Annotated in this window: 22 protein-coding genes; 7 read left to right on the forward strand and 15 right to left on the reverse strand. The window is 37.8% G+C overall.

All coding sequences use genetic code 11. The annotated features are described in order from the left end of the window. The first annotated feature begins 368 nt into the window (after positions 1-368). Positions 369-1,562: an MFS transporter gene (locus tag MLOOGBEN_RS28060; RefSeq protein ID WP_179161537.1), complete on the forward strand. Its 1,194-nt coding sequence runs from the start codon at positions 369-371 to the stop codon at positions 1,560-1,562. 149 nt (positions 1,563-1,711) lie between these two features. Here the strand turns inward: MLOOGBEN_RS28060 and MLOOGBEN_RS28065 are convergent, their stop codons facing one another. The 4 genes from MLOOGBEN_RS28065 to MLOOGBEN_RS28080 form a co-directional block, all read right to left on the reverse strand. After that, entirely contained in the window at positions 1,712-2,221 is a 510-nt protein-coding gene (locus tag MLOOGBEN_RS28065) for a hypothetical protein (protein WP_179161538.1), read from the reverse strand. A 1,174-nt stretch (positions 2,222-3,395) separates the two neighbouring features. Then, on the reverse strand, positions 3,396-3,761 hold the full coding sequence (locus MLOOGBEN_RS28070; protein WP_179161539.1) for a PH domain-containing protein: 366 nt from the start codon (positions 3,759-3,761) through the stop codon (positions 3,396-3,398). An 87-nt stretch (positions 3,762-3,848) separates the two neighbouring features. Further along, complete coding sequence (locus tag MLOOGBEN_RS28075; RefSeq protein ID WP_179161540.1) at positions 3,849-4,814, reverse strand: LacI family DNA-binding transcriptional regulator; 966 nt, start codon at positions 4,812-4,814, stop codon at positions 3,849-3,851. Positions 4,815-5,411: 597 nt separating this feature from the next. Continuing rightward, the gene (locus MLOOGBEN_RS28080; protein ID WP_179161541.1) at positions 5,412-6,233 is read right to left on the reverse strand and encodes a hypothetical protein; all 822 of its coding nucleotides are present in this window, start codon (positions 6,231-6,233) and stop codon (positions 5,412-5,414) included. A 256-nt stretch (positions 6,234-6,489) separates the two neighbouring features. Between MLOOGBEN_RS28080 and MLOOGBEN_RS28085 the strand changes: the two genes are divergently transcribed. After that, positions 6,490-7,329 carry a tyrosine-type recombinase/integrase gene (locus MLOOGBEN_RS28085; RefSeq protein WP_179161542.1) on the forward strand — a complete coding sequence of 280 codons (840 nt, stop codon included), beginning with the start codon at positions 6,490-6,492 and terminating at the stop codon, positions 7,327-7,329. Positions 7,330-7,418: 89 nt separating this feature from the next. On the opposite strand, the gene MLOOGBEN_RS28090 is transcribed toward MLOOGBEN_RS28085, so the two are convergent. The 3 genes from MLOOGBEN_RS28090 to MLOOGBEN_RS28100 form a co-directional block, all read right to left on the reverse strand. Further along, a complete protein-coding gene (locus tag MLOOGBEN_RS28090; protein ID WP_179161543.1) occupies positions 7,419-8,324 on the reverse strand; it encodes an NAD(P)/FAD-dependent oxidoreductase in 906 nt (301 codons plus the stop codon). Between the two features lie 89 nt (positions 8,325-8,413). Then, positions 8,414-8,815 carry an Rrf2 family transcriptional regulator gene (locus tag MLOOGBEN_RS28095; RefSeq protein WP_179161544.1) on the reverse strand — a complete coding sequence of 134 codons (402 nt, stop codon included), beginning with the start codon at positions 8,813-8,815 and terminating at the stop codon, positions 8,414-8,416. A gap of 419 nt (positions 8,816-9,234) precedes the next feature. Continuing rightward, complete coding sequence (locus MLOOGBEN_RS28100) at positions 9,235-10,707, reverse strand: serine hydrolase domain-containing protein (RefSeq protein WP_256989298.1); 1,473 nt, start codon at positions 10,705-10,707, stop codon at positions 9,235-9,237. Positions 10,708-11,063: 356 nt separating this feature from the next. Between MLOOGBEN_RS28100 and MLOOGBEN_RS28105 the strand changes: the two genes are divergently transcribed. Then, a complete protein-coding gene (locus MLOOGBEN_RS28105) occupies positions 11,064-11,903 on the forward strand; it encodes a hypothetical protein (RefSeq protein ID WP_256989299.1) in 840 nt (279 codons plus the stop codon). A gap of 159 nt (positions 11,904-12,062) precedes the next feature. On the opposite strand, the gene MLOOGBEN_RS28110 is transcribed toward MLOOGBEN_RS28105, so the two are convergent. After that, positions 12,063-12,944 (reverse strand): LysR family transcriptional regulator, encoded by an 882-nt coding sequence (locus MLOOGBEN_RS28110; RefSeq protein ID WP_179161545.1) that lies wholly within the window; start codon positions 12,942-12,944, stop codon positions 12,063-12,065. Between the two features lie 239 nt (positions 12,945-13,183). Here MLOOGBEN_RS28110 and MLOOGBEN_RS28115 point away from each other — a divergent pair, with 239 nt between their 5' ends. Both MLOOGBEN_RS28115 and MLOOGBEN_RS28120 read left to right on the forward strand, forming a co-directional pair. Beyond that, positions 13,184-13,342, forward strand: coding sequence for an RNA-binding protein (locus tag MLOOGBEN_RS28115; protein ID WP_179161546.1), 159 nt, complete (start codon positions 13,184-13,186; stop codon positions 13,340-13,342). Between the two features lie 355 nt (positions 13,343-13,697). Then, a complete protein-coding gene (locus MLOOGBEN_RS28120) occupies positions 13,698-14,273 on the forward strand; it encodes a permease (protein ID WP_179161547.1) in 576 nt (191 codons plus the stop codon). A gap of 76 nt (positions 14,274-14,349) precedes the next feature. On the opposite strand, the gene MLOOGBEN_RS28125 is transcribed toward MLOOGBEN_RS28120, so the two are convergent. Together MLOOGBEN_RS28125 and MLOOGBEN_RS28130 are read right to left on the reverse strand one after the other, a co-directional pair. Then, positions 14,350-15,108, reverse strand: a complete 759-nt coding sequence (locus tag MLOOGBEN_RS28125; RefSeq protein ID WP_179161548.1) for an ABC transporter ATP-binding protein — start codon at positions 15,106-15,108, stop codon at positions 14,350-14,352. Positions 15,109-15,122: 14 nt separating this feature from the next. Continuing rightward, positions 15,123-17,429, reverse strand: a complete 2,307-nt coding sequence (locus MLOOGBEN_RS28130) for an ABC transporter permease (RefSeq protein WP_179161549.1) — start codon at positions 17,427-17,429, stop codon at positions 15,123-15,125. A gap of 350 nt (positions 17,430-17,779) precedes the next feature. On the opposite strand from MLOOGBEN_RS28130, the gene MLOOGBEN_RS28135 reads away from it, so the two are divergent. Together MLOOGBEN_RS28135 and MLOOGBEN_RS28140 are read left to right on the forward strand one after the other, a co-directional pair. Then, the gene (locus MLOOGBEN_RS28135) at positions 17,780-18,715 is read left to right on the forward strand and encodes an FkbM family methyltransferase (RefSeq protein WP_179161550.1); all 936 of its coding nucleotides are present in this window, start codon (positions 17,780-17,782) and stop codon (positions 18,713-18,715) included. A gap of 179 nt (positions 18,716-18,894) precedes the next feature. After that, positions 18,895-19,641, forward strand: coding sequence for a type II toxin-antitoxin system Phd/YefM family antitoxin (locus MLOOGBEN_RS28140; protein ID WP_179161551.1), 747 nt, complete (start codon positions 18,895-18,897; stop codon positions 19,639-19,641). 129 nt (positions 19,642-19,770) lie between these two features. Here the strand turns inward: MLOOGBEN_RS28140 and MLOOGBEN_RS28145 are convergent, their stop codons facing one another. Genes MLOOGBEN_RS28145 through leuC form a run of 5 tightly spaced genes read right to left on the reverse strand, consistent with a single transcriptional unit; the run spans position 19,771 to position 26,291 of the window. Continuing rightward, positions 19,771-21,564, reverse strand: a complete 1,794-nt coding sequence (locus tag MLOOGBEN_RS28145; RefSeq protein WP_256989300.1) for a hydantoinase B/oxoprolinase family protein — start codon at positions 21,562-21,564, stop codon at positions 19,771-19,773. Beyond that, positions 21,565-23,613, reverse strand: coding sequence for a hydantoinase/oxoprolinase family protein (locus tag MLOOGBEN_RS28150; protein ID WP_179161552.1), 2,049 nt, complete (start codon positions 23,611-23,613; stop codon positions 21,565-21,567). Positions 23,614-23,626: 13 nt separating this feature from the next. Continuing rightward, positions 23,627-24,241, reverse strand: coding sequence for an isochorismatase family protein (locus MLOOGBEN_RS28155; protein ID WP_179161553.1), 615 nt, complete (start codon positions 24,239-24,241; stop codon positions 23,627-23,629). Positions 24,242-24,267: 26 nt separating this feature from the next. Further along, the gene (leuD, locus tag MLOOGBEN_RS28160) at positions 24,268-24,870 is read right to left on the reverse strand and encodes a 3-isopropylmalate dehydratase small subunit (protein WP_179161554.1); all 603 of its coding nucleotides are present in this window, start codon (positions 24,868-24,870) and stop codon (positions 24,268-24,270) included. 2 nt (positions 24,871-24,872) lie between these two features. Further along, on the reverse strand, positions 24,873-26,291 hold the full coding sequence (leuC, locus tag MLOOGBEN_RS28165; protein WP_179161555.1) for a 3-isopropylmalate dehydratase large subunit: 1,419 nt from the start codon (positions 26,289-26,291) through the stop codon (positions 24,873-24,875). Positions 26,292-26,294 lie beyond the last annotated feature (3 nt).

Here is a 26,294-nt window from a genome sequence, read left to right on the forward strand (position 1 = left end):
TCTTTAGGTTTCAAAGAAAGAATAGGTCCATTTTGGTAAAATTGAAAGTTATTCGCTTAGCTTGATGGCTATGGTGCAAGGCACTGTTCGTTATTATCAATGAGGGACAATCTTTCATGTACAAAAATAGCTCCTTCTGAACTTTGACCCATCGATAAGAAATTATGGCGAAAGTAAATTTTGAATTAGGTTCAGAAATGACATAGCTGATTCAATTCTATCAGTTTTCTCTTTATTCACTATATTTCCAAGATCCCCAATTAACCAAGCAGGAGCATTTTCAATGTCAGTTCCTTTTTATTGTTTAACGAAGTAAACAAGACTATAATTTTTACTTAGACATACGAAATAAATGAGAAAGAGAGAATATGATGAAGTCCTCAAAAAGATTAGCCATGTATATATTAATGTTTGATATGTTTATCACCTTTAGTGCGATTGGACTCATTGTCCCTGTGATGCCTGCTTATTTGAAAACATTTGGTGCCGCCGGGCAGGTATTGGGATTTATTATTGCTGTGATTGCCTTTGCCCAGTTTATATTCTCTCCAGTCGCCGGGAACTTATCTGATCGCCACGGCCGGAAAAATTTAATCATCATCGGTCTTTTGGTGAATGGGTTATCACAAATCGGCTTTGGACTTTCTACAGAACTATGGATGCTTTTTGTTTGCAGATTCTTCACTGGTGTTGGGTCAGCCTTTATCGTGCCTCCTATTATGGCCTACGCGGCGGATATTACTACCAATGCGGAACGGGGGAAAGCGATGGGCTGGATTGGCGCTGCAATATCATTAGGCTTTATGATTGGACCAGGAATCGGCGGATTCCTATCCAATGTCAGCTTGCACTTTCCTTTCTATTTTGGAGGCTCCGCAACCATCATTGCTGGAATTCTCTCTTTCATCATCCTGCCATCCATCAAACCTGTAATAAATGAGCAGGTTGAAGGTGAGAATCTATTCCAACAAATGGCACGATCCTTCAAAACTAAGTACTTTGTTCTATTAATCGTTGTGTTTGTCTTCTCATTTGGGATTGCTAACTTTCAATCAACATTAACGATGTTTTTAACATATAAATTTAATTACACCCCAAATGACCTTGCCATCGTCATGACAGTTGGCGGCTTTATTGGGGTCGTTGTTCAAGGTTTTGCACTAAATAAACTTTTTAATATGTTTGGTGAAATGAAAATCATTTTATTCGGCTTACTTGTTGCATCGATTAGTTTATATGGAATGCTTTATATCAGCGGCTTTTTCATTATCCTATTGTTTGCTAGCATATTCTCAACTGCCACAACTTTAATTCGCCCTGCCGTCAATACATTAATTTCGAAAACAGCAGGCGATGAACAAGGGTATGCTGCTGGTATGAATAATTCCTACATGAGTTTGGGCAACATGATTGGACCTGCATTAGCCGGGACCTTATTCGACTGGCATATGAGTCTTCCTTTTACAATTGGCGCAATTATATTACTTGGATGCTTTGTCCTTACATTTGTTTGGACAAGAAGGAAACATGGAGATCGGTCATTTGCCCGCATGTCTAAGTAGACCCTAAAGACGGCTCCAATATACAGGAATACAAAAACGAGGCATAGCGAACAGTGCCTGTCACTGTTCGCACTTGATCATTTTTACAGCTATGACAATACCACGAATTGACCTGCCCTACCATTAATAAATAAGACTGGCCACCCGCATCACCTTATCCTAGTTCCATACCAATCACCATCCAGCTGTTTCAGGTCATAAATAACATTTTCATCGAAAGACTTCCCTATTTCATCTTGACTTTTGCAGTATACGATATGATAGGTGTCTCCATATGCCCGTTCCCAGTCAAACACGAAGCTGATGAGTCTTCTCCCATCGCTCTCCACATATCTTAGTTGACTCAGTTTGTCCCCCGATAATTCATTAATCTGCTGAATCTTGCCTTGTAAGTTCGTACTCACTTCAGGATGAAACAGGTCGGGAGCAGCGTTACCACCATTCTTGTAAAGGAAGATATCCCCGTTATTACTCTGGTACCCCAGTTTACTTCTTTCAATACCATCTACTTCATCCTTCACAGCGTCAAACAACCCAGGCTGGTCTTCAAAAATATGATAATATTCAACGTTGGAATCCATATAGGTAATGAATAACCATGTCGCCATGAATATCACTACAACTACAATACTTAATTTGATGGTTTTTCTGCGAAACATAGTTTCACCTTCCTACAATAATGGAATCACGAACAGTGCCAGGAACTGTTGGCTATTTTTTTAAAATTGTCATTCTCTTTCACACTCTTTTCTAGATTGTTAATTTAATTATAAGCTGTGTTATGATTCATTGTTGATTTTCGTGTAGGGTTGATCATTCATAGGCGGAGAATTTCCGTTTATCGTAGATAAAGGAACGTTAAGAAGCAGATATAAGCGGAAATATTCCGACTAACTTGATTAAATAAGACAAAATCCAATGATTTGGATACCATAAGCGGAAAAACTCCGCTTATTATAAAGGAAATATGGGGATTTCCCAATTTAAGCGGAAATTCTCCGCTTATTTTCCAAACACAGTAAAATCAACATTCAACTTTAACACAGCCTAATTATAAGAAACTAGAAATACTTTGCACCATAAATAACGCGAACAGTGCCAGGCATTGAATGTAATTGATAAGCTAATTCGTTTTCTATTTAGTATGTAAAATTTGTTAAGAAATTGTAAGGCAATTTAGAATTGTATAATAAACATGCTATGATGAGTATAAGAGTTTGTATAGAAATATTATTAAACTACCGGTGGAGGTGCTTTTTTGGATAAAAATTGTTCTAAATGTAAGTCATTAATCGTTAAGTTTCTATTAGATAGTCATCCAATTAGAGTTTACCCAGCAGATGTCAAACCCAATGCAAATACAATGAGTCACATATACCCTTGTTATGTTTGTCCGAGTTGTGGTTTTATCGAATTTTATGTAGAGGAACCAGTGAAGTTTAAAAAACAACACTCCTAATCTATTATGCTTAAGTTAAAGAAATAGGAAAAACGCTTGGAAAATTCCTAACGAGTTTAATTGTGAGGTGCAAAACGTCAAATCACCGACCTAATCACGCAGCAAATAGCATAACTTTCACAACATAAATCACAGTATTTTTTCACAAACAATAAGGCTTAGAGCTATAATCAACTCTAAGCCTTTTTTTGTATTATCTTATTCACTAAAGCACCCTTTAGTTTAAGTGAACCTGTTCACATTCTAATTCTTTTCACAGGTTCTTTTATTACAGGAATGCTGCCACTTTACCTGAATAAGAGAAAACGACCCTTTATTATTAAATAATCACTACCGTTAATTGAAGAAGAAATAATATTACATCCAACAAGTGACTAATTTTCTAAACTTTTTTTATAATAGTTCCTAATTCCTGGAGTGTGTGTTGAGAAATATTTGATTGTATCTAAAAAATGATTCATATTTCCTTGATTAATTAATTGTACTTTTATAGATTCTTCATTGATAAACGTAAATAATGACTGCGTTACATCTACATTAATTATGTCTCGATAGTGATATATATTCGTCTCCTTCAACCCGAGAGGATACTTTGTATACCTGATTAGCCGTTTATCCGTTGCAGTTAATGTGGCGAATTTATAGGTAACACCTGTAAGTTCTTGGAGTTCAAACGTTGCAGTTATACTTGAATATTTTTGTTCATCAGGCGTTAGTATTGAATTAATAAAGTGATCCATATAGCCCCACTCCTTGACCGAAATGTATTTTAAAACTCTTCAATCAAAGTTTTAATTTATGAAAACATTCTCAGGTCAAGGATTTTTTTAAACCAAAGTGGAAACTGTATTCCTTTCAATTAACTTGAATGGGATTTTAATATTCTTATTTGTACCGTTATAGAACTGCGAAAATGCTTGCTTACCAATTTCTTTTATATTTAAGTCCAGTGTAGTCAGGTCTATAGCTTCTGATATAGGTTGGTTATCAACACCCATAATGGATAAATCATCAGGTATTTTTAGCCCTATCATTTTTGCCTGTTTAATCATCCCCGCAGCTACTTCATCCCCATTTGCTAAAATAGCAGTAGGAATATCATTTAAAGTCTGGAAATCTTTAATGATTCTTTTCCCATCATTCATAGTGTAGCAGTCTGTGAATATCCAGGACTCTTTTATAGGCTTGTTGACTTTAGTGAGAGCTGCTTTAAACGCAGAATAACGCATTTCACTACTGAAGCTATGTTCTCTCCCGGTACAATAGCCAATATGTCTATGTCCTTTTTGTATAAGATAATCTAATCCTGCCAAAAACGATTCATACCAGTCCGTATATACACAAGGTAATGGTTCAAAATGTTCACAAGCTATAATAGGACCATACTTAGTATAAGGAATGATTGTTTCCCCATTATTTGAATGAGAACAGATAATTAGACCGTCTAACTGTTTTCTTTTTAACATATGGAGATATTTTAATTCTTCATCCTGATCATAATTTGTAGCACAGCAAAGAACCGAATAATTATGTTTAAACGCGTTTTCCATAATTCCGCTTACCAACGCTTGGAAGTAAGGATGATCAATGTAAGGAATAATGGCACCAACCGTAAATGTTTTCCCTTTAACTAGATGAATCGCATTAAGATTCTGTTGGAAATTTAATTCTTCTATTACTTTTTCTATCTTTTTCCGTTTATCTTCACTCACATATGGATGGTTATTCAGAACTCTTGAAACTGTTGAGATAGATACCCCTGCTAACTTAGCAATATCCTTTATATTAGCCATTTTAATCTCCTATGAGGTGTATTATTTATGGGAGTATGGAACTTATTAAAAAAAAGTCTTCTTCAATATTATATCTTAGTATTAAACTCTTTCTTCAACTAACCTGCTTCTTTAGTTTAATATTCATTGAGTATATGGGTAATACCCAATTTATGCTAAAATAATTATATAAAACTCTCTAGGGGATGTTTATATGTCATCAATATTTTTTGTCATAATATTAATCTTGGTTGGTATTGTCCTAATTAAACGCTATAACAAGTTACCACACCCAGTAATTACTTTTATTATTGTTTTTGCGATGATGTGTATTATCTACGGCATACCATATATTTTTATGCTGATTTAAAGCGTAAATTTAGCTAAATTAGTGGTGTATTATATCTCTATCTTCTTTATCTAACCTGCTTCGTTAGCTCAATATCAAAAAACCATCGCCGCAGCAATCCTTGTTCCTCCACTATTACACCCTTTACTTCAACAAGAATACTGATATAAAAGAGTTTAAATTCCTATATTAAAAAGACTGCTGTGACAAACAATGAGCCTAAGATGGATATTGTATGGAGTGAGCTGTAAAGCCATCTCTTTTTTATGTTAATTTTCTAATTGCTTTAAGTAATCAGGATGGAGGGATACCTTAAATCTAATAGGACAATCTACATCTCTTTCCTCCACTGGAATTTCATAAATAATTAATGGTATATCATCTTTTGGTAACTTTTCAAGCAAAATAACTAGAATATCCTCACATAATCCTAAAGTATTCTCAATAAAAATTGCCATATCAGGAAGAATAGAGGACTCTGTATGACTGTTTAATTGCCATGTTGGAGCATTAAAATATGGGGGAATATTTTTATTTATAAACATAATGTTATTGATTTTTAGATGACCTGAGTATCCTCCAGGATGTTCTATAGCATTTCTCATAGATACAATTCTTCTAATCCATGTGTCATGGTCATCTTTCAATATTTTTGTTAGGTTATCTTGTTCTCCAAATTTCTCTTTTGCCCATTTATATGCTAAGTCAAATTGAGGTTTAGAAAATTCCTTATTATAAAAGATATTAAAAATCCCTAATAAATCCCTTAATATTGACTTTGCTTGATAAAGGAAGTTTTCACACAAATTCCTCAAGTCCATTACAGCAGGAGTACGGACTACATTTCCTCTAAAGTATGCATCCTTGTTAGTTTGATTGACCTTTATCAATTGCTCCTGTAGCTGTGAGTATATCTTATAACAGGTAACTAACCTCTCATTAACTTCCATCCCCAAAAGACCAAAAATATCTTCCTTTTGCTTATCTGTTAATGGAAAAAGTTTTATAAGCTCACTTGTTTGAATAGATAGTCTTGCTGTAATTGGATTACTTGTACCAACATTGGATAATTGCTTTATCTCAAGGTCCATCTTATCACCTCATCTCATTACAATTATTTTACAACATCAAGAAGCTAAACGAGCAGCTAAAAACTCCAGTTAATTGAAAAAAGGACAAACCTTATAGGCTAGCCTTTTCTGTATTGAACATAATGGGTCAAAAGCGACATAAAGAAGCCAATTCTCTTCTTCAACAAACCTGCACCGATAGTTCAATATCTATCGTTTTCATTTCTATAATCAAGGCAATAATTCCTCTAGGACAATCCAAAAGGAGGAATTTAATTTGTTATTATCAAAAGCCTGGGAATTATATGAATCAGATAAAAGGATTGAAGGATTCTCTCCTCAGACATTAAAAGCATATAAGCTCCAATCTAGGCTACTTATCCAATACTTTAACGATGTGAATATTGCATCAATGACGACTGATCAACTGAAAGAATATTTGGCAAAATCAAGTGAACACCTAAAGCCATCAAGTTTGGCTCATCGAATACGATTTATTAAATCGATACTTCGTTGGTCACACGAGGAAGGGCATATTCATAAAAATCCAGCTGCAAAAATCAAAGAACCTAAACAAGGAAAACGGATTCCGAAATTTTTAACAGAGAGAGAAATTGAACATTTGAGGGAAGCGTGTTTTACTCCAATGGAAAAAGCATTATTTGAATTTATGTTTTCAACAGGTTGTAGAATAGGTGAAATTGTATCTCTTAATAAAAATAGTATTAATTGGTCAAATCGCTCTGCAATTGTGCTTGGTAAGGGTGATAAGGAAAGGGAGGTTTACTTTAATATACGGTGTGAAATCTGGCTCAAGCGATATTTAGACCTTCGCCTAGATAAAGACCCAGCAATTTTTGTTACTGAACGGCACCCGCACCGAATGAGTATAGGACAGATGAGGTACATCATTAAACGAATCTCAAGTCGTGCAGGGATCAACAAAGAAATCCATCCACACCAACTACGCCACAGCTATGCAACACACCTATTGAACAACGGAGCTCCTCTCGATGTCATTCAAAGTTTACTAGGGCACGAAAAAAGCGAAACCACTAGGATTTATGCTCAATTAAGTGGCAGCCTAAGAAGAGAATTTTATAGAAAATATTTTTAGAAATGGATGGCAAAAGGCAACGGAATATTCCGCTGCCTTTTCACTCTTGCACCCGTTAATTGAATAAGAAAAGGTCATTATTAACTTAATTAAAAACGTTCCATAGTTAAATCAGAATTTACGGAAACGGCAGCTTTATTACCATCCGCAGCAGAAATTATTAATGAGGAAGGTCCGGATTTTTCAGTTTCTCCCGCAATATATATATTTTTTTGTGTCGTTCTGCCAACACCATCTGTTATAACTGTTCCATTTTCTTGTACTTCACACCCAAGCTTCTCAACAAATTGATTGGGGCGATAAAAAGATGGAACAACAAACCCACCTGATCTTATGATCGTTTCTCCTGATACAAATTCAATTTTTTGTAGATAACCGTCATGACCTATTAAATTTTTTATCGGCTCCGATTTTATTTTGATACTGCGTTTGTGTAACTCTTGAACTCCTTCTTTAGATAATTCAACTCCATTTGTTATGACAACTAAATCCTTTGACCAGTTATAAATTAATTTAGCCATATGGAGTGCATGCTCTTCTTTTTCTGCCAATACAATTAACGGCTTATCCCTTAGCTCCCAGCCATCACAATACGGGCAGCTAAAAAGGCTTTTTCCATAATAATTTCTTACACTTGGAATAGAAAATACCTCTTGAATACCATTGGCTAATATAATCTTTTCTGTAACAAATTCCTGCCCATCCGTTGTTTTTACAATAAATCTTTCATTACCATTATCTTTAATTATTTCAGTAACTGTTACATTGAAATAAGATACAGATGGATAATTCTCCAATTCTTTTAGCCCTATTTCTTTAAACTCTTGTGGTTTTATCCCATCTCGAGTAATAAATCCATGTGACTCATTTGTTACTCTGTTCCTATTCGTTCCATCGTCAAATACAGCAATCTTTCTTCTAGCCCTTCCTAAAGTTAAACTGGAACTTAATCCAGCTGGACCTGCACCAACAATGATACAATCAAAAATATTCATTTCTCTCCATCCTTTACTTGTTAATGTTTCATTGAATTAAAGACATAAAAACCCTTTAATATCTATAATAGGATTAAAAATAACATGGCTCAAGGAGCCAATGTCATCTGTTTAGCTATATCGACTAACTTTTGTTGTTTTAATTCATTCAACATCTTTTCTTCTGCGTTAATAATGGACTTTTGTATCAAACACTCAGGATTATGATCTAAACAATAGTCAAATAAAGGTGCGGGACCTTCAATGGACTGAATAATATCCAAAATCGATATACTCTCCCAATCTGGTCTTAGTTTATAACCACCATTAGCACCCGAAATGGATACAACCATTCCTTCCTTAACAAGTTTAGTTAGTATTTTAGATAAATACGTAGATGAAACCCCTTGACGTTCAGCAAGCTGGTGAACTCCTACATGTTTCTCCGGCGTAGCAACCGCCAGAAATAACATCGTATGAAGTGCATAATTTGTTGCTTTTGAATATTTCATCCTTATTTTCCCTCTCTCATTAAAGATATTGTGTATCCATAATATCCTTTATAAGTTTTTTAGTCAACCTAGTTGTTTTTTAATTACCACCTATTTGTGTTTTGCTAACCTGCACCGTTAGCGTAAGAACATCTTTTCACAAACTTTCCAACATCTATAACATCATTTTAACGTAATTATCCAATAACCTTCGTAATTACAACACAATTCACTCACTAAATCACAAAGAATTCACACACCCTCCAATAATTATTTCATGTCGTGTGATTTACTATTTGAATTAGGGCGAAACAGACGAATGAAATTCGTCGAAATGTTGATAAATCAATAAAAAACGCACTGTGAATTATATTCTGAATTATATAATTCGCAAGCCAAAACGCTCAGAATATTTCTGAGCGTTTTGTGAGTGTAATTTTCTATAATTCATAATCTTTATTTAATGTTATTCGATAATAGACTCTCAAAATTATAAGAACCAGTCCAACGATAAAAACAATCGCCAATAAGAACATCGCTGCTGGGTAAAGACCAATTGCGTTAATTATGGTTGAGCTGTTATTTTGTAAGGTTGGAACAATAAAAAACAACCATCCGATTAATGAAACTGGAACCAATTGAGGAAACAATCGAAATATAAATCTCCAAGTAGGTTGTTGTCTTCGTGTATCTGACCATTTTTTACTCCGCAGAATTCCTCTGATTCCTAATAGTAAATATATCAATGTGAAAACACCAAGTGATAAATCGATTACTTTAGGCATTGGAGTTTTTAATTCTGGTTCTTGTCCTTCAGTCAATTGGATAATTCCCGAACTAATTTCATATGCGTGTTCTAAAGTAGGGGTAAAACTATTTAGTAAAACTGCAACCGCATAACCACTACTAGGAACAATATCTTGTTGAGTTTGATACGTTGACAGTGCCCCGCTATGTGAAATACGTTCTGGTTTGACGTTTGGCGAGCTTAAAGACCAACCAAGTCCGTATTTTTCGCTACCAGGCTGCGGTGAATAAGATTCTTCCAATAATTCTTTCGATAACAATTGTTGTCCTGATTCGTTTTTTCCTATGTTTGTGTGCATAGAAAGCCATTTCCCCATATCTGATGCTGTCGATATGACACTTCCAGCCCCCATATCCATCGCTTTAAGCTCTGTCCAAGGTATCGCAGTTCCATATGCTGTTACATATCCTTTAGGCAGCCCTTGTACAAAATCAGTAGAGTTCACTGTTGTGAGTGAGTCATCCATTCCTAATGGAGAGAATATCTTTTGCTTTAGATATTGAGAGAATTCTATTTCGCTTACTTCCTCTACCAGAAGTGCTAGGACCCAGTAATTTCCATTGCTATAATAGTATTTCTCTCCTGGGTTCGATTGCAACTTCCAATCATTCAAACGTTCCACACCTGCTCTTAAGTTATTCGCCGGAGGAACAATAATTGGATTTGGAATCCCTGATGTGTGACTCAATAGTTGACGTACTGTAACTTCTTTCCATCTTGGGTCGTCAATTTTAACCTCTGATAAATATTTAATTACTGGGTCATCCAGTCGGAGTTTCCCTTCATCAACGAGTTGTAAAACAGCAAATGCAGTAAATGATTTGGATGTAGAACCAATTCTCATTAATGACGTTTCTGTTATAGGTTTACCTTCAGAATCGTGACCATATCCTTTCTCATATACTAATTTCCCCTTTTTCACAACTACAATGGATGCACCAGGTAGCCCATTACGTTCTATATAGTTAGTGACAAATTTATCAACATCTTCTGTTTTAAACGGTTGAGCAGCTTGTACTGTTAAATGAAGGTTGAACATAGGCATTGCAAAAATTATTAACAGAAGAATAAAAAATAATTTCTTCGAATTTAAAGGTGTTTTCAAATAATTTTCCCCCAATAAATCGGTGTATATTTTTAAAGGCTTGAAGTACAAACATAATCATACAAGATAGTCTTTATTAGGTTAACCTGCTATAGCCTAATTATTTTCTAAGCCCTCAGTCGTATTTTTATAAGTGACTGAAGGAGATGCTGTTAGAAAATTAAGCAATTTTTTGTATTTCCCTTCGAAAAAAAATTCAACAGTTTGGCATAGCATTTAGCTAAACTACTTAGCATTTGCCGAATCTCTTTATTATTCTACTAAGTACACAATTCTGTAACAACTTTCCGCAAACGACCCTGTCCTTTTGCCCCCTATTTCCATATATAGAGGGTAGAAAAGGGTGGTGCATTTAAATGAATTTGAAATCAGGCAGAATTGAAGGGTTTGAAGGGTATTCTCAGTTTAAAAGTGTGAAGGAATTTAATACGCATGTGGAGATGTGGTTAGCTGTGAAGAAGCATGAGTTCTCGAAGGGAGAACTTGTCGGTTTGAAACGGCTGGTTCGTTTTTCTGTAAAGGTACCTGGGGTTTGTAATGCAAAGATTGGAACTGTGCTGAAAGCAATTAATGAAGAGTATCAAGGGAACGGGATCTCACGCTCAACGTTTAAACGAATGACCATCAAAGCCAAAGAATTAGGTATCCTGACCAGTTATGAAACCGAACGGAAAAATGGATCGCAGACTAGCAACTTATATAGCTTTAATCGTTTCCCACAAAGTGAACCACCCAAGGCAAAAAAATTGGACCACCCTAAAGAAACTAATAATCTTTTAAAAACTAATAATCAAAAGATTAATAAACGTAACGAAGCGCGTATTGAACTCGATGACTCTTTTGTTAGTGATAAAGTTCCTCAAGCTTTTGTTCAGTCTGTAAAATACTTCTTTTCTGATGCGAAAACAATTGAAGAATACTTGCATATGGTCCAAATCGCTGCATTTCGATTTGAATGTGACCAAAACACAGAAGACGTTCTCACAATCGCAATTCAGTCCTTTAAGCAGCTGATCCGTAAACTGAAATCTACTAAGCAGGTAGTAAAACCAATTGCCTTTTTTTATGGCATTTTAACCAACAAAATAAAAGAATTCTATCTTGAACAATTGTTTGAAAATCGATGTGAGAGTAAGCCGTTCCGTTATGTGCTCGAGACAGGCGAAGTTATGTACTATGACTGGCTGCACGCTTAATGGGAGTGGAAAATAATAGAAGGCTTTACAATCCGTAATTGCAATGACTCTGTCTTGTTTCTTCTAATCCATCGTGGATATTTTTACAAAAATTTTCATTTACTTGCTTTTTCACTTAATAAAAATAGAGCTTGGAATATCCAAGCTCTATCAAGGGGATCACTCTGTAAATTCCAATGTCTCAATAAAATTCACAAAAGCCTTTACGACATTCCATTCCAAGGATTCCTTATGGTAATACATCCATGTTTTGCGTAATATAGGATTTCCATTGTGGTCTGTTAAATCTTGTTTATATAATTGATCTGTATTCTTGAGCATTCGGCGGGGCAAGATGCCATAGCCTAATCCGTTTATAACCATTTCCATACAAGTATCAACCTGATCCACTACTATACTGTTTAAAGGCGGCTGTGTATAGTTTTCAGCCCACCAATTATCAATTAATGATTTTAATAAGTAATCTCCGCTATAGTTAATCCTAGGAAGATTAGGCAAATCAAGAATGTCAATCGATTCCCTCGACGTAACAGAAACTGTTTCTTGAAATAACAATTGTTTCTCTAGTCCTCTATTGCTATAGTCGCCTCGAACAAAGCCGATATGAACATCCTTTTTGTGTATAAGTTTACTCACATCTTTACTCCAGCCTGTAATAATTTTAAATTCCACAAGTGGATACTGGCTTTTAAATAACTTCAAAATATAAGGCAGTTCATAATTCGCAAAAAAATTAGATACACCCAATTTTAATGTCCCTGCCACTTCATTACCTGCGCTAATACTCATATTCTGGACATGCTCTTTTATTTTGTTATACTGTGCAAGGATAGTATCGGCACATTGAACAAGATATTCTCCCTCTTGGGTAAAATGAATCCCTCTGCTTTCACGCGTTACTATTTTCACACCTAATTCATCCTGCATGTGCTTCAAACGGCTTGTTAAAGCAGGTTGTGTAATAAACAAAAGCCGCGCTGCTTTCGTTAGGTTCTTCTGACTATAGAGGACCTTCAGTATTTCCCAATCACGATAATCCACTTTTTCCTCCTAAATTCTGCCATATTACTTTTTTTTATATCTCGTTATAATTTTTTTAGATTTTATTTATTTTCATTATTGCATTATCATTGGTCCATATCAATTAGTAATTAATTCTTCAAAAACTGAATAGGGACTTCATTCCAGCTAAATCAACCTTAGGTTTACTACAGCATTCGCTTTAGCCATAAGATGTCCAGTCTGCAGGGCAGAAATAACTTAAAAGAGGAGAAATATTCATGTGGATTATAACGTGTTATGTAGATTCAACGATTTCCATGTTTGAATTCGAAACGGAGGAACAAGCAAGAGAGGCTATGAATAACTTGAATGGCACTAACATTCTTTCTCAAGTTGTATACTTCAATGATCCTTGTTTTCAGCAGGAAGCGGCATAAGATTTTTCATACTAATGGCAGAATAAACAGGCATAAACGAATCACACATAAAAGAGGGCAGTTCCTTAGGTTTCCATTGATTCCTAACGAACTGCCCTCTTTACTTATGAGATATTCTCCAAGCGAACAGTGCCTGGAACTGTTCGCTAACGCTGGTGGTCTTCCTTTGTTTTCTTCCATAAAGGATTCCTAAACCTTTTCCCTTCTCTAAACCTCACAGTAAAAAAAGCAAAACTAGAAAATGTTTGATTTTTGTAAATTTAACTTATTGATTTTGTAAATATGTAATTATCATTGAATATTACCTATACAGAACCGAAATAATGTTTCATTATTGTTTTAGGAGGTGGTTGAAATGTTCACTGGACATTTTGGAGTTGCTGCTGCAGTGAAAAGTAAAACCCCGGAATTGCCACTTTGGTCACTAGTCGTCAGTTCACAATTGCTTGATATTGCGTTTATACCTTTTAATCTAGCTGGAGTGGAGTCTATAGTGCCAATTGGAGAAGGGGGCTATGCCCAAGTAATAATCTACGCTTTCTACACTCATTCCTTTTTGGGAGCTCTTTTGCTTGCTATTCTAGCCGCTTGCATTGCTGGGGGATTTTGGGGTAAAAAATCAGGGGTTATTATTGGTGCCGTTGTGTTTAGCCACTGGATTTTAGATTTAATCGTTCATCGCCCTGATATGCCTATCCTCCCAGGAAATGCAGGAGATTTTCCACTTCTTGGTTTCGGACTATGGGAATCTGCTTTCGCTAGCCTTCTAGTTGAATTGTTCATTATTACAGTAGGTTCATTTTTTTATTTTAGGTATGTACTAAAGTCCTCAAGTCCTGAACGTAGAGGAAAAAGCATTGCAGCTGGATGTGCCATGACTGCGTTTCTTTTTCTAACTTTTGCTTTTGACATGATCAGTGTTTTCTCTTAAAAAGTTGATCTTTTATTCTAACTGATGGGAATATCCTTTTTCTTAAAAAGCTCTGCAAGAATTTCCCTTGCAAAGCTCATATTCCTATTTCCCGCATTTTCACCGTTATAACTTCGACTCTGCCATCAATATCCGTCCCTTCAAACTTGGGAAGCTTAAGCTCACTCACAATTTTCCCGTCACGCATAAACATAATACGCTCAGTCCGCGCCGCAATCTTCGCGTCGTGAGTTACAAGCATAACCGCGGTACCGTTCGCGTTGATTTCGGAAAATATGTCCATAATCTCCTGCGCTGATTTTGAGTTGAGAGCGCCTGTAGGCTCGTCGCCAAAGATAATTTTGGGGCTGTTCATAAGCGCTCGGCAGATTCCCGCACGCTGAAGCTGACCTCCCGAAACCTGTGTAATGTCGCGCTTTTCAAGCTCTGCAATGCCTACCCTTTTCATAAGTGCTCTTGCTTTCTGGGTGATTTTTGCGACGTTCTTTCTGTTGCCGCGCATTGACGGAAGAATGATGTTGTCGATAATATTGAGATTTTTCAGCATAGTCGGCTGTTGAAATACAAATCCCATTTTTGTTCTACGTATATCTGAAAGTTCATTCTCTCTGACCGCCGACAAATCCATGCTGTCAAAAGCGACCTTTCCCCTGTCAATTCCGTCCATTCCGCTCAGCGAAAACATCAGCGTCGATTTTCCCGATCCCGAGGGTCCCATAACTGAAACAAACTCTCCCTCGTTGATTTCAACGGACACTCCGTCGAGAACATTGCGCTGTTCATCACCCTCACCGAACGCTTTTACTATTTGATCACCAATAATAATCTTCTTCATTTGGCCGACTCCTCCTACTCCTTTATATTTTCTGAAATTTTTATTTGCCCCGCGCTCGATGTGCCGATCATCGTTGCGATAAGTACCGTGAATATCATCAGCAGCGGACTAAACAGATACGCCGTAAGCGGATTGACCGTAAAATTAAACGTAGACGCTCCGAACGAAGAGATAAGTGCGCCGGCAAGAACCTCTCCGAGAGTATTCGCGAGAAAACTACCGAGAGTAATTCCGACAATTAGAATGAAAACCGAGCGAGAAACATACTGCGCCTTAATATCCGAGTTTGTAAAACCGAGTGCCTTCATTACGGCAATGGAATATCTATCCTTTGCAACAAGCAATTTCATGAACAACAGTGTAACCAGTACCGTAATAACCAGCGCAACAGCAACTGCGGCGTAGGAAGCCCTTTCGACCGAGCTTATGGTCGAGCCGAGGGTTTGAGAAACAAATTCATCAATGTCTGAAGTTTTTGCAAAATCAAATTTGGCCGAATATCCTGAAACCTTACTGCCGACAAGGGATTTGTCCGAAAGTTCAACACAGACGATGGTCCACATGATGTTCGCCGAATGATCGGTGAATACAGCCTTTGCGGTTTTGCCGCCGTTTGTAACATCGGAGTATATTCCGGTTACCGTGAGATTCTTCTCCTTCCCTTCAATCACCAGCGTAATGACATCGCCGACCTTTTTGCTCATCTCACCGGCGTTAATAGCCGAAAGAGCGATTTCGTCATCACGATCGGGCGCTCTGCCCTCAGAATACTCTATAGGGAACGCCAAATGGTCACCGAGTTCAACTTTTATATTTTCCTCTGACCCGTTTTTTGTTTTTACTTTGAAAGTCTCCGTTATCAGAACAGTATACTTTGAAACGGCACTGTCACTGTCTATCGTCTTCACAATTTCATTGGTTTTTTCAGGTATATTGGTCTGAATGCGCAAATCGTAGTTTCCAATACCCATATATTGAATGAAGCTTTTTGAGGAGATCGTGTTGTAGAGGTTCTGGGGAACAATCATGATAAATGCCGAAATCACCAGGACCACAAGCATGGTGGCGTAAAGTCTTTTTCTGACGAGTACATCCTTGATTCCAAGAAAAATATTTGTGCTAACCAGTCTGTTACTAGTTAAGGAAAAACGCTTTGCGCCAGTTTTCTTTTCCTGAGAAGTACCATAGCGAATAGCTTCCGCAGCGGATATTTTCCGAAACCGTTTCAAAACAAAGTTTACATAAGAAACAATTGCAAGAAATACAATCAGTATGCCAATCATTCCTAAACCTAGGGCAACAGAAGAACTTTCGCTTTCGCCCATATAAATCCGTATATTTTCAAGAAGCATGCCTTGGAACATAAGCGAAAGAATAAATCCAAGAATACTACCTGCCACCGCAATAGCTGCATATTTCGCAAGATATATCTTCTTTATGTCGGAAAGACGAAGCCCTATTGCCTTCATAACACCAATTTCACGGTAGTCGTCTTCGATTTTCGCAAGGAGCGTAAAACGTATACACATAAAAGTGATGGCAACGACAAGTATACTTACTAGAAGGATAACCGCAATCATCATCCCGTCTGAAATGGCGTTCATCGTTTTGAAAAGAGTATAGGTAACCGTTGGTCCGTTCGCTTCAAGTCCTGCGGAAGCATAAGCTGTTTCAAATTCGCCTATCGCCGAGAAATCCTTTAATCTAAACTCAATCAGATACTCGATACTTCCAAGGCCTTTTAATTCTGCGAAATCTTTGTTGCTTACAAGAAATCGCTTTGAAGCGGAGAGTGAGGAATTCATGGTCGAATCACGGAGAAATCCCGCAACGGTAAATTCCTTCCCGCTTATTACGGCCTTGTCACCGACCTTTGTCGTGTTGTCCCTCATATAGGTTACTGGAACATAAAGCTCGCTGTCGGATACACTGATGATGTTGCCGTTAAGATCAAGAAGATAATCGAATTTTTCGTTCTGTATGCTGAAGCCATTATCTTGAACACTATCGCTGAGCGAATGATCGCCTAAGAGAATCTCCGCGCCGTCCATGCCTAGAAACTCAACTACCTGATATTCTTCGACGTTGTTATTTTGCTCTGCAAAGGATTTAAGTCGCTCGGCATCAAAATCACCGGAATGCATTTGCATGAAATGCGGAGTTTTCGCCTGCGTCATAAGCGTATCTAGCGCACCAGAAAGATTTACAACAAGTATCGCCGCAAGCGAAACAAGCATAGAGGCCGCAGCTACAAATATCATTGTTGTCAGCGTTATCGCTTTACTCTTTAAAATGTCATTACGGATTATTCTGAAATACATAAGTCACCTCTGTTTTAAAGCTTTTTTAACCGATTTTACATTATGAATCGTTACCAAATTACTAGAGTCACACCTATAAGTACTCCCGTGACAATAGGTTTGAGCACACGCGCATTACCATCAACGAATGCCCCTAATACTATTTTTCATCAATGTTTTCCTCACTTTCATTTATTTAGTCTCTTTCATGTAACTATACAATTGAACTGAATTTAGCTTAACAGTCCTTCGACTGATTTTCTTCTAAGACTTTGTAAATTTATTGTTAATCTTTCTGAACTGTGAAGGAGTTTTCTGTGTAAACAGAAAATTCTATGGATGTAGTTATTTACATTTACAAGGGGGAAAAAATGAATACGAGAGCATCTGCGGGAAAGACATTCATATTAAAAATGTGGGAAAATTATCCGAGGACGTGGAAGTTTTTAATTGATTTAGGGATATTTCTTAAATACAGGACCTTGAATACTAGTAAAATTCCAAAAGAAATTGTGCTGCCTTCCTCCAATATGATCTTTATCAATTCCGAAGAAAATCGTGGCAGAGCATTGTTGATCAGTAATGGGATGACTCAAAAGCGTTTGGCCCATTTTTGGATGAACGCTGTGAATGAGTATTCACCAGATTTGGTTATCGATGTAGGCGTAAACTATGGTGAATGTATTTTCTCGACAAATTATCCTACCCACACACAAATTTATGGAATCGAAGCGAATCGCGATTTGTTAACGTATATTCATCAATCAAGAGAGGTTCATCGAAATAAAGAGCAAATTAAGATCTTTAATGTTTTTGCGGCAGATAAAGAAGAAGAAAAGACGTTCTATGTGGATAAACATTGGTCTGGAACATCTTCTGCAGCCTATCGTCCTGCACATGACATGATTGAACAAACAACGGTTAACTCTGTTAAGATTGATTCAATCGTCGAAGAGGATGTAACGAACAAAACTATTTTATTTAAAGTGGATGTTGAGGGCTATGAAGCATTTGTTTTAAAAGGGATGACAGAACTAATTCAGAAAAGTGCTTCTGCTTTAGGTTTTATTGAGTTTAATAGTGAGTATATGGAAAAATCCGGTGTAAATTTAAATGACTTTTTGCGGTTTTTACAACAACATTTTACCGTATACATCTATATCAAAAATGGACTTGTAAATGGAAGTCAATTAACTCTCTCCGATTTACATAAACTATTCGGGTCAAATTATATTCATACAGATATGATTTTAGTGAAAAATGTAATAAATCAATTAGATTTATTACAGCTTTCTTCAGCTTCATAGGGTTTACAGTGCCTGTAACACTGTTCATAATAAATATCCAAAATTAGCAATACAAGCGAACAGTGCCTGGCACTGTTCGCTTTACCTTTTGTATTCATTACACTTGAAAATAAAAATATAATATCATACAATCCAATTAGCTAAATTAGCTATTTTAGCTAATAATGGAGGTGTCACTAATGATTGTCAGTTCAACTGAGTTACAAAATAATTTTGGAAAGTATTTAATGCTTGTGGCACAAGAGGATATTGTCATTACACGAAACGGTTTAGAAATTGCTAAATTAACAGCAATTAGAGAATCGGCATTGGATGATACAAACTTAACTAATGTGGTCTACGAAAAAGCACCAGAATACAGTCCTCTTGGGAAAAAAGCATCTTATGATGAATTTCTTCACTTACAACAGGAGTCCGATGAACGGTACGAGTATATTGACGGTGAAATCTATTTACTCGCATCGCCAAGAACGGTTCATCAAATAGCTATAACTGAGTTATTTGGTATTTTTTATAACTTTTTCCAAGGTACAAATTGTACACCGATAGTCGCTCCTTACGATATTGAGCTTAGAAGAACACCCGAAAACATTAATATTGTTCAGCCAGACATTATGATTATTTGTGATTTGGAGGATAAATTAAGTGAAGATGACTATTATAAAGGTGTCCCCTCACTTGTCGTTGAAGTACTTTCAAAAAGTACGCGAAGAAAAGATCTTATAAAGAAACTCGATTTGTACATGTCTTGTGGGGTGAGTGAGTACTGGATCGTTAATCCAGACAATAGGGAAGTAACTGTCTATCTTTTTGAAGATTTTAATATTAGCAATAGTGCAACATATAAAAATAGTGAAGCCGCACAATCATTCACTTTTACCGGGTTAAGTGCTGAGATCAAGAGAATTTTTAGAGTCAAAACGTAAACAAGTTTCATGCTAAAAACGGTTTACCTGTTAGGCTTCTCTGTGACGGTTGTAAATGAGGTATACCAAAAAAATCAGCCCTTTTTAAAGAAAGGGCTGAACAACTGATTCAGTTAATATTATACAATCCTATATTTGACGATTCGCCACTATTTCATCTCTATTTCCATAATCAAAGCTTTTCAGTTCTCCACGTGATTTACGGATTTCTTGACGCAATGCTTCAGTCTGCTCATTGTGAATTTCAAAGCTCTCTGGATTCAATACTACCCCATAGGATTCTCTGGCCTTCTCAATACTTGCTAATCGACGGATAACGTCCAATCTTACTTTTTCAGGATCTCTCGATAATGGATCCCCCCAACCGCCGCTTCCACCTGTAACGAATAGAAGCTGGTCTCCTTTTTCGACCTCAATATGGTCTACTTTTGACTCTAGTACTATTTTTTCCTGACCGCCATTTTTGATAAGCAGTTTGTAAGAGGAAGACCCTGGTTCCCCCCCATTAATTCCCCATGGCTGTAAGGCTGCACGATCATCATGAATCGATACGGTTCCTGATGATAAGAACGTATATAGTTTTTCATTGCAGTTTCCACCGCGGTGTAAACCAGCGCCTCCAGAATCTTTACCTGTTCGATAATATTCCACCCGCAGTGGATAGTATGTTTCCAAGTATTCCGTAGGGATATTAACAAATGCCGGCCACCATGAATGCCCGTCCAGACCGTCTCCTATCGGTCTTCCTGGCAATCCTCCGTACATAACCTCCATTAGATGGAAATGTCTATTATTTTCATCTGTGCCGGAATAGATAAAGTAAGGACTTGTACCATATCCCGCAGCCGGGCTGCTTTCAGGTGAATTCAGAGAAAGTGCACCACTTAAAACATCGAATAGACGACTTAGCGCATGTGTACGACACCCTAATGCGGCAGGGTATTTTGGACGTAATAAGCTTCCTTCTGGTGTTTCGATATGAAGATTGTCATAAAAGCCGTCATTAAACATGATTGCTGGGTCAAACACTGAGATGAGGAATGCCCCAATAAACATTTTAAACATATTTTCACTTAGATAATAGTTAATAGGTCCCGGAGCCTGAGGATCTGTACCAGTCCAGTCAAAATAGGCTTGGTCTCCTTCTCTCCAGATCGTTAGCTTCATCTTAAATGGACCATTTCCTAATCCATCACTGTCAATGTAATCCTCAAACGAAACTGGTGTCTCAGGTAAAAAATTGGTGATTAAATGCTTCATCATCATCTTTGTCCTGTCTAATAAATGGTCCAAAGCGTCAAGATACACATCAGAACCAAAACGATCACAAACCTCTTTTACCCGCTTTTCAGCTGTACGGCAAGACGCGACAATTCCCATTAAGTCACTATAATTTTCGATAGGAGTACGGCTGTTTGTTTTAAGAATCTTGATGATGGCATCGTTTAATTTTCCTTGTTCGTATAATTTGACCGGTGGAAAACGAACGCCTTCACCAAAAATAGAGGTTGCCCCTACAGGCATACTTGATGGAACAGGTCCGCCAACATCCATCACATGGCCAAACATCGATGCATAGCCTACGATTTTCTGTTCGTGAAAAATAGGAACAATGACCATCCAATCATTCACGTGTGAAATAGATCCCCCACAGCTATATGGATCACTTAAGAAGATAACATCTCCTTCATGAACACCTTCAGGAAAATGGGCAATAACCTCTGGGACATGAGAACCAAAATTCCCAACAACCATTTTCCCATCAGGATTTGTAATCATTGGAAAACAATCATGCTGCTCGCGAATAACAGGTGACATCGCAGAACGGAAAAGGGTAACATCCATTTCTTCCTTTATATTCTTTAAAGCGTTTTCAATAATATCAACGGTTATAGAATCAACTCTTGTTTGCACCTTCATCATTTATACCTCCTTAGAGATTAATAGATTCATATACTTATCAACGGTTGCTACAAACCCAGGTAAAACTAAGGTGGTACTATCTTTTTGTGTAACGATGGCAGGTCCATACACCTCGTTATTCGGTCGAAGTAAATCTCTATCATATAATGGAGTTTTCACAAACTCCCCATCAAAATATGCTTCATGGTTAGGATCAATTATTGCCTGACTGGCATCTGAATCACTTGGCTCACTAGCAGGGATGGTTGGAGAAGATACTTTCCCTATTGATACCGCTCGTAAATTGACAACCTCAATGTCGATGTCCATCTTAAATCCATAGATGCTTTCATGAATTTCGTCGAATTTGTTTTTGATTCGTACTAAACCTTGTTCTAATAACTCTTGAAGGTCTACTTGTAAAGCAATCTCATGACCTTGACGGTAGTACCTTACATCCACTTCATGATTCACGATTTGTCTGTCGGCATTAACCCCTTCATCTTGCAGCCATTGTCTTGCATCATTGCCAAGAACCTCTAATTCATCCACAAGTGTTTCTTTATCTAGTTCGCTTAATATCCTAATAAATGTCTTGGAGTATTCATTTCTTATATCAGATTGTAAGAATCCTAATGCTGATAATACGCCTGGAGTTGGAGGAACAATGACCGGGAAGGTTCCTGATAAATTTCCTAACGCATTGCCATGAAGAGGTCCAGCTCCCCCTAGCGCTACCAAGGCAAACTGACGAGGGTCATGGCCTTTTTCAACAGAAACAACTCTTATCGCTCCATACATATTCTCGTTAACAATATCGTATATTCCTTTAGCTGCACGGTAGAGATCAATTCCTAATCTTTCAGCAACCTTGTTTACTGCTTGCTTGGATGCTTCTACATCTAAACTCATTTCTCCCCCAACTAAGCTTGGCGGTAAGTAGCCTAGTACAACATTGGCATCTGTAACTGTTGGTTCTGTGCCGCCTCGGCCATAGCATGCAGGACCAGGTTCGGAACCCGCACTTTGCGGTCCGACACGAAGTGCACCAGATGGCGGCACGTGTGCGATTGACCCGCCTCCCGCGCCCACTGTTTCAACCTCAAGTGATGGAGCTTTTACCGGGAAGACGCCTACCTTTGTTTCGCGGGCAACCTTCGGATTCCCATTATACGTTAAGGATACATCTGTTGAAGTTCCACCCATATCAAATGAAATAACATTCTTATGGCCAATTTGATTACCGATCATAGCCGAAGCAGTTACTCCGCCTGATGGACCAGACAACATGGTATGTACTGGGCGGGTGGCAGCAGCAGGTATACTCATCAATCCGCCATCTGAGCGAACGATACTAACCCGGCTATCCATCTTTTCTGCATTTACCTTTTCCTCAATATTAGTTAAATATCTTTGCATGGGAGGACGAACGTAAGAATTCATAACCGTCGTCAGCGTTCTCTCATATTCACGAAACTCTGGTAGAATATCATAAGAAATGGTTACAGGAATGTCAGGGTTAATACTCTGGGCAATCTCCTTAATCCGATTTTCGTGGATCGGATTGGAATAGGAGTTGATTAAACTAATCGTTAAACTCTCGATGCCCTGATTATATAAATCTATTATTTGTTCCCTGATATCTTCTTCATCTAACTCATGATGAACCTCACCGGAAGCTGTCACTCGTTCTCTTACCCCGCGCGTATTTACGAGGTCTGCTAATGGTTCAGGCTTTAGAAAGCCAATCCAAGCACTAATTGGTGCCGGAGTCCAAGAACGTGCCACATGAAGAACCTGCTCAAATCCAGCTGTGGTTAATAACCCTACCTTTGCACCTTTTCCTTCTAGCACAGCATTTGTTGCAACCGTCGTACCATGGATAATCGTCTTGATTTGTGAAAGTTCAATGCCAACTTCCTGACAAACCTTTTTAATTCCATGCATGAGTCCAATCGATTGATCGGAGGTGGTAGATGGTACTTTTGTTACATAAATACTGCCAGTTTCCTCATTTTGTAGAACAATATCCGTGAAAGTTCCCCCAACATCAACAGCTACACGATACATTTGTGTTACCCCCTTAAGTTAACTGATTTAGATAATCTATTACCATTTCTAAGGATGTCACATCACCATATTTAGTCTGTATATCATACAAATTTGCTTTGTGCGCTTCCATCGACCTGTCACCAACGCATTCCTCTGGTACCACTACTCTGTAGCCATACTGCAATGCATCAACTGCAGTTGCCCGCACACAGCCTGAGGTCGTACAGCCTGTGATAATAGCAGTATCTACTCTTTCACTCGTTAAGAAGGAGTGAAGGTGCGTTCCAAAAAACGAGCTGGCGAATTTTTTTACAATAAGAGGCTCTGACGTTTCATCGCGCTCCAGCTTCTCATCGACATTTACCCATTCGCTATCCGCCGTTAGTAGTTTTAAGGCAGGTATTTTTTTTATGAAATAGCCGCCATCCCGATAATGAGGTTCATAGATGACCGTTGTAAACACAATGGGAACAGCCTTACTTCTAGCATGATCAAGTAATGTTTTCGTTGCTTCCAACTGGCTGGTTAAATCCGATCCCAAAGCAGATGCAGGATTTGTGAATCCATTGATAAAGTCGACAACAATAATCGCAGGTCTTGCTCCAAATCCAGAAGAATCACCGAACCCTTCGAAAGATTGAGACATATCTTCACTCCTTCTAAAAAATCAAATTAAATTTGATAAAAAATCGGATGTTTATCTTCAAATGCTTCTATTTTAGCAGCATATTCAATCGTCATGCCTATCTCATCAAGACCCTTTAACAGCATATCTCTACGATAATCGTCTAGTGTAAAGGAAGATCTAAAGCCTTCATGATCATAAACTACCTTTTCTTCCAGATTAATAGAAATCTGGTAATTCGGAGCAACCTTTTCTTTTTCAAAAAGAGTTTGTACCTCTTCTTCCGATAGTTGAATGGGCAGAATCCCATTTTTAAAACAATTATTATAGAAGATATCAGCAAATAAAGGCGCAATAATGATACGGAACCCATAGTCAGCTAGAGCCCATGGTGCATGCTCCCGTGATGATCCACAGCCAAAGTTTTTTCTTGTTAAAAGAATACTGGCACCACGATAGTTGGGTTGGTTTAGGACAAAGTCTGGGTTATCCTTTTCTCCATCCAAATATCGCCAATCGTAAAATAGAAATTTACCAAAACCTGTTTTATTAATAATCTTTAAAAATTGTTTAGGAACAATGGCATCGGTATCAACATTTTCACGATCTAACGGTGCTGCAATCCCAGTGAATTCCTTCAGTGGTTCCATATTCACACCTCCTCCGCTACTTTAATGTTCCAATTCCTCACATCGGTGAAATAGCCCTTTATTGCGGCTGCTGCAGCCATTGCAGGACTAACAAGATGCGTTCTAGCACCTTTGCCTTGCCGGCCTTCAAAATTACGGTTAGATGTCGATGCAATCCGGTCGCCAGGATTCGCAGTGTCTGTATTCATCCCTAAGCACATGCTGCACCCAGGCTCTCTCCATTCAAAACCAGCTTCTAGAAAAATCTTATCAAGACCTTCTGCCTCAGCTTGCGCTTTAACCACTTGTGAACCTGGAACAACCAATGCTCGAACTCTATTCTTCACCTTGTATCCGTTTGCAACTTTTGCCGCCTCGCGCAGGTCTTCAATCCGGCTGTTTGTACAGGAACCAATAAAAACCGTATTAATCGGTATATCTGTTATTCGTGTCCCCGGCTCGAGCGCCATGTATTCTAACGACATCTCAGCCATGTTTTGTTTTCCTTCTGGCATATCTTTAGGTAAAGGCACCAGATCGGTTACAGCGGCAACAAGCCCTGGATTCGTCCCCCAAGTGACTTGTGGTACGACCTCACTTGCATTAAACTCTACTGTTAAATCAAAGATGGCATCATCATCAGAATAAAAGGTTTGCCAGTAAGATAATGCCTCATTCCAAAGCTCGCCTTTTGGACTTTTCGGCTTATCCTTTAAATAGGAAAACGTAATTTCATCTGGTGCAATCAGACCCGCACGTGCTCCAATTTCAATGGACATATTACAGATGGTCATACGCTCTTCCATCGACAGTTTCTTAATACCGTCACCACGATATTCAATGACATAACCCGTGGCAAAATCATGTCCATATTTGCCAATTAATGCTAGAATTAAATCCTTTGCAGCAGCGCCTATTGGTAATTCCCCGTTAAAATTAATTGCAAGCGTTTTAGATTTATATTGTTTTAGAGTTTGGGTAGCTAGAACATGCTCTACCTCACTTGTACCAATTCCAAAAGCTAGTGCCCCAAATGCCCCATGTGTCGCTGTATGGCTATCCCCGCAAACGATGGTTTGTCCCGGCTGAGTGACTCCTTGTTCAGGGGCAATTACGTGTACAATTCCTTGATTCCTGCTATTTAAATCATACAAAGTAATCCCAAACTCTTTACAATTTGCTTCAAGTGTATCTACCTGCTTTTTAGCTACAGGATCTTCAAATGGCAGGAACTTAGAGGTGGTTGGAATGCTGTGATCTAAAGTCCCTAACGTTCTGTCTGGCCGCTTTACCTTTCTGCCTTTTGCACGAAGTCCATCAAATGCCTGTGGTGTTGTTACTTCATGAATCAAATGCAGGTCTATGTAAAGAATGGCAGGTTGACCTTCCTCTTCATGAACAACATGACAATCCCATAACTTTTCGTACAATGTTTTCCCCACATT

Source organism: Bacillus sp. EB106-08-02-XG196 (assembly GCF_013396335.1).
In the GTDB taxonomy this organism is placed as follows: Bacteria; Bacillota; Bacilli; order Bacillales; family Cytobacillaceae; genus Neobacillus.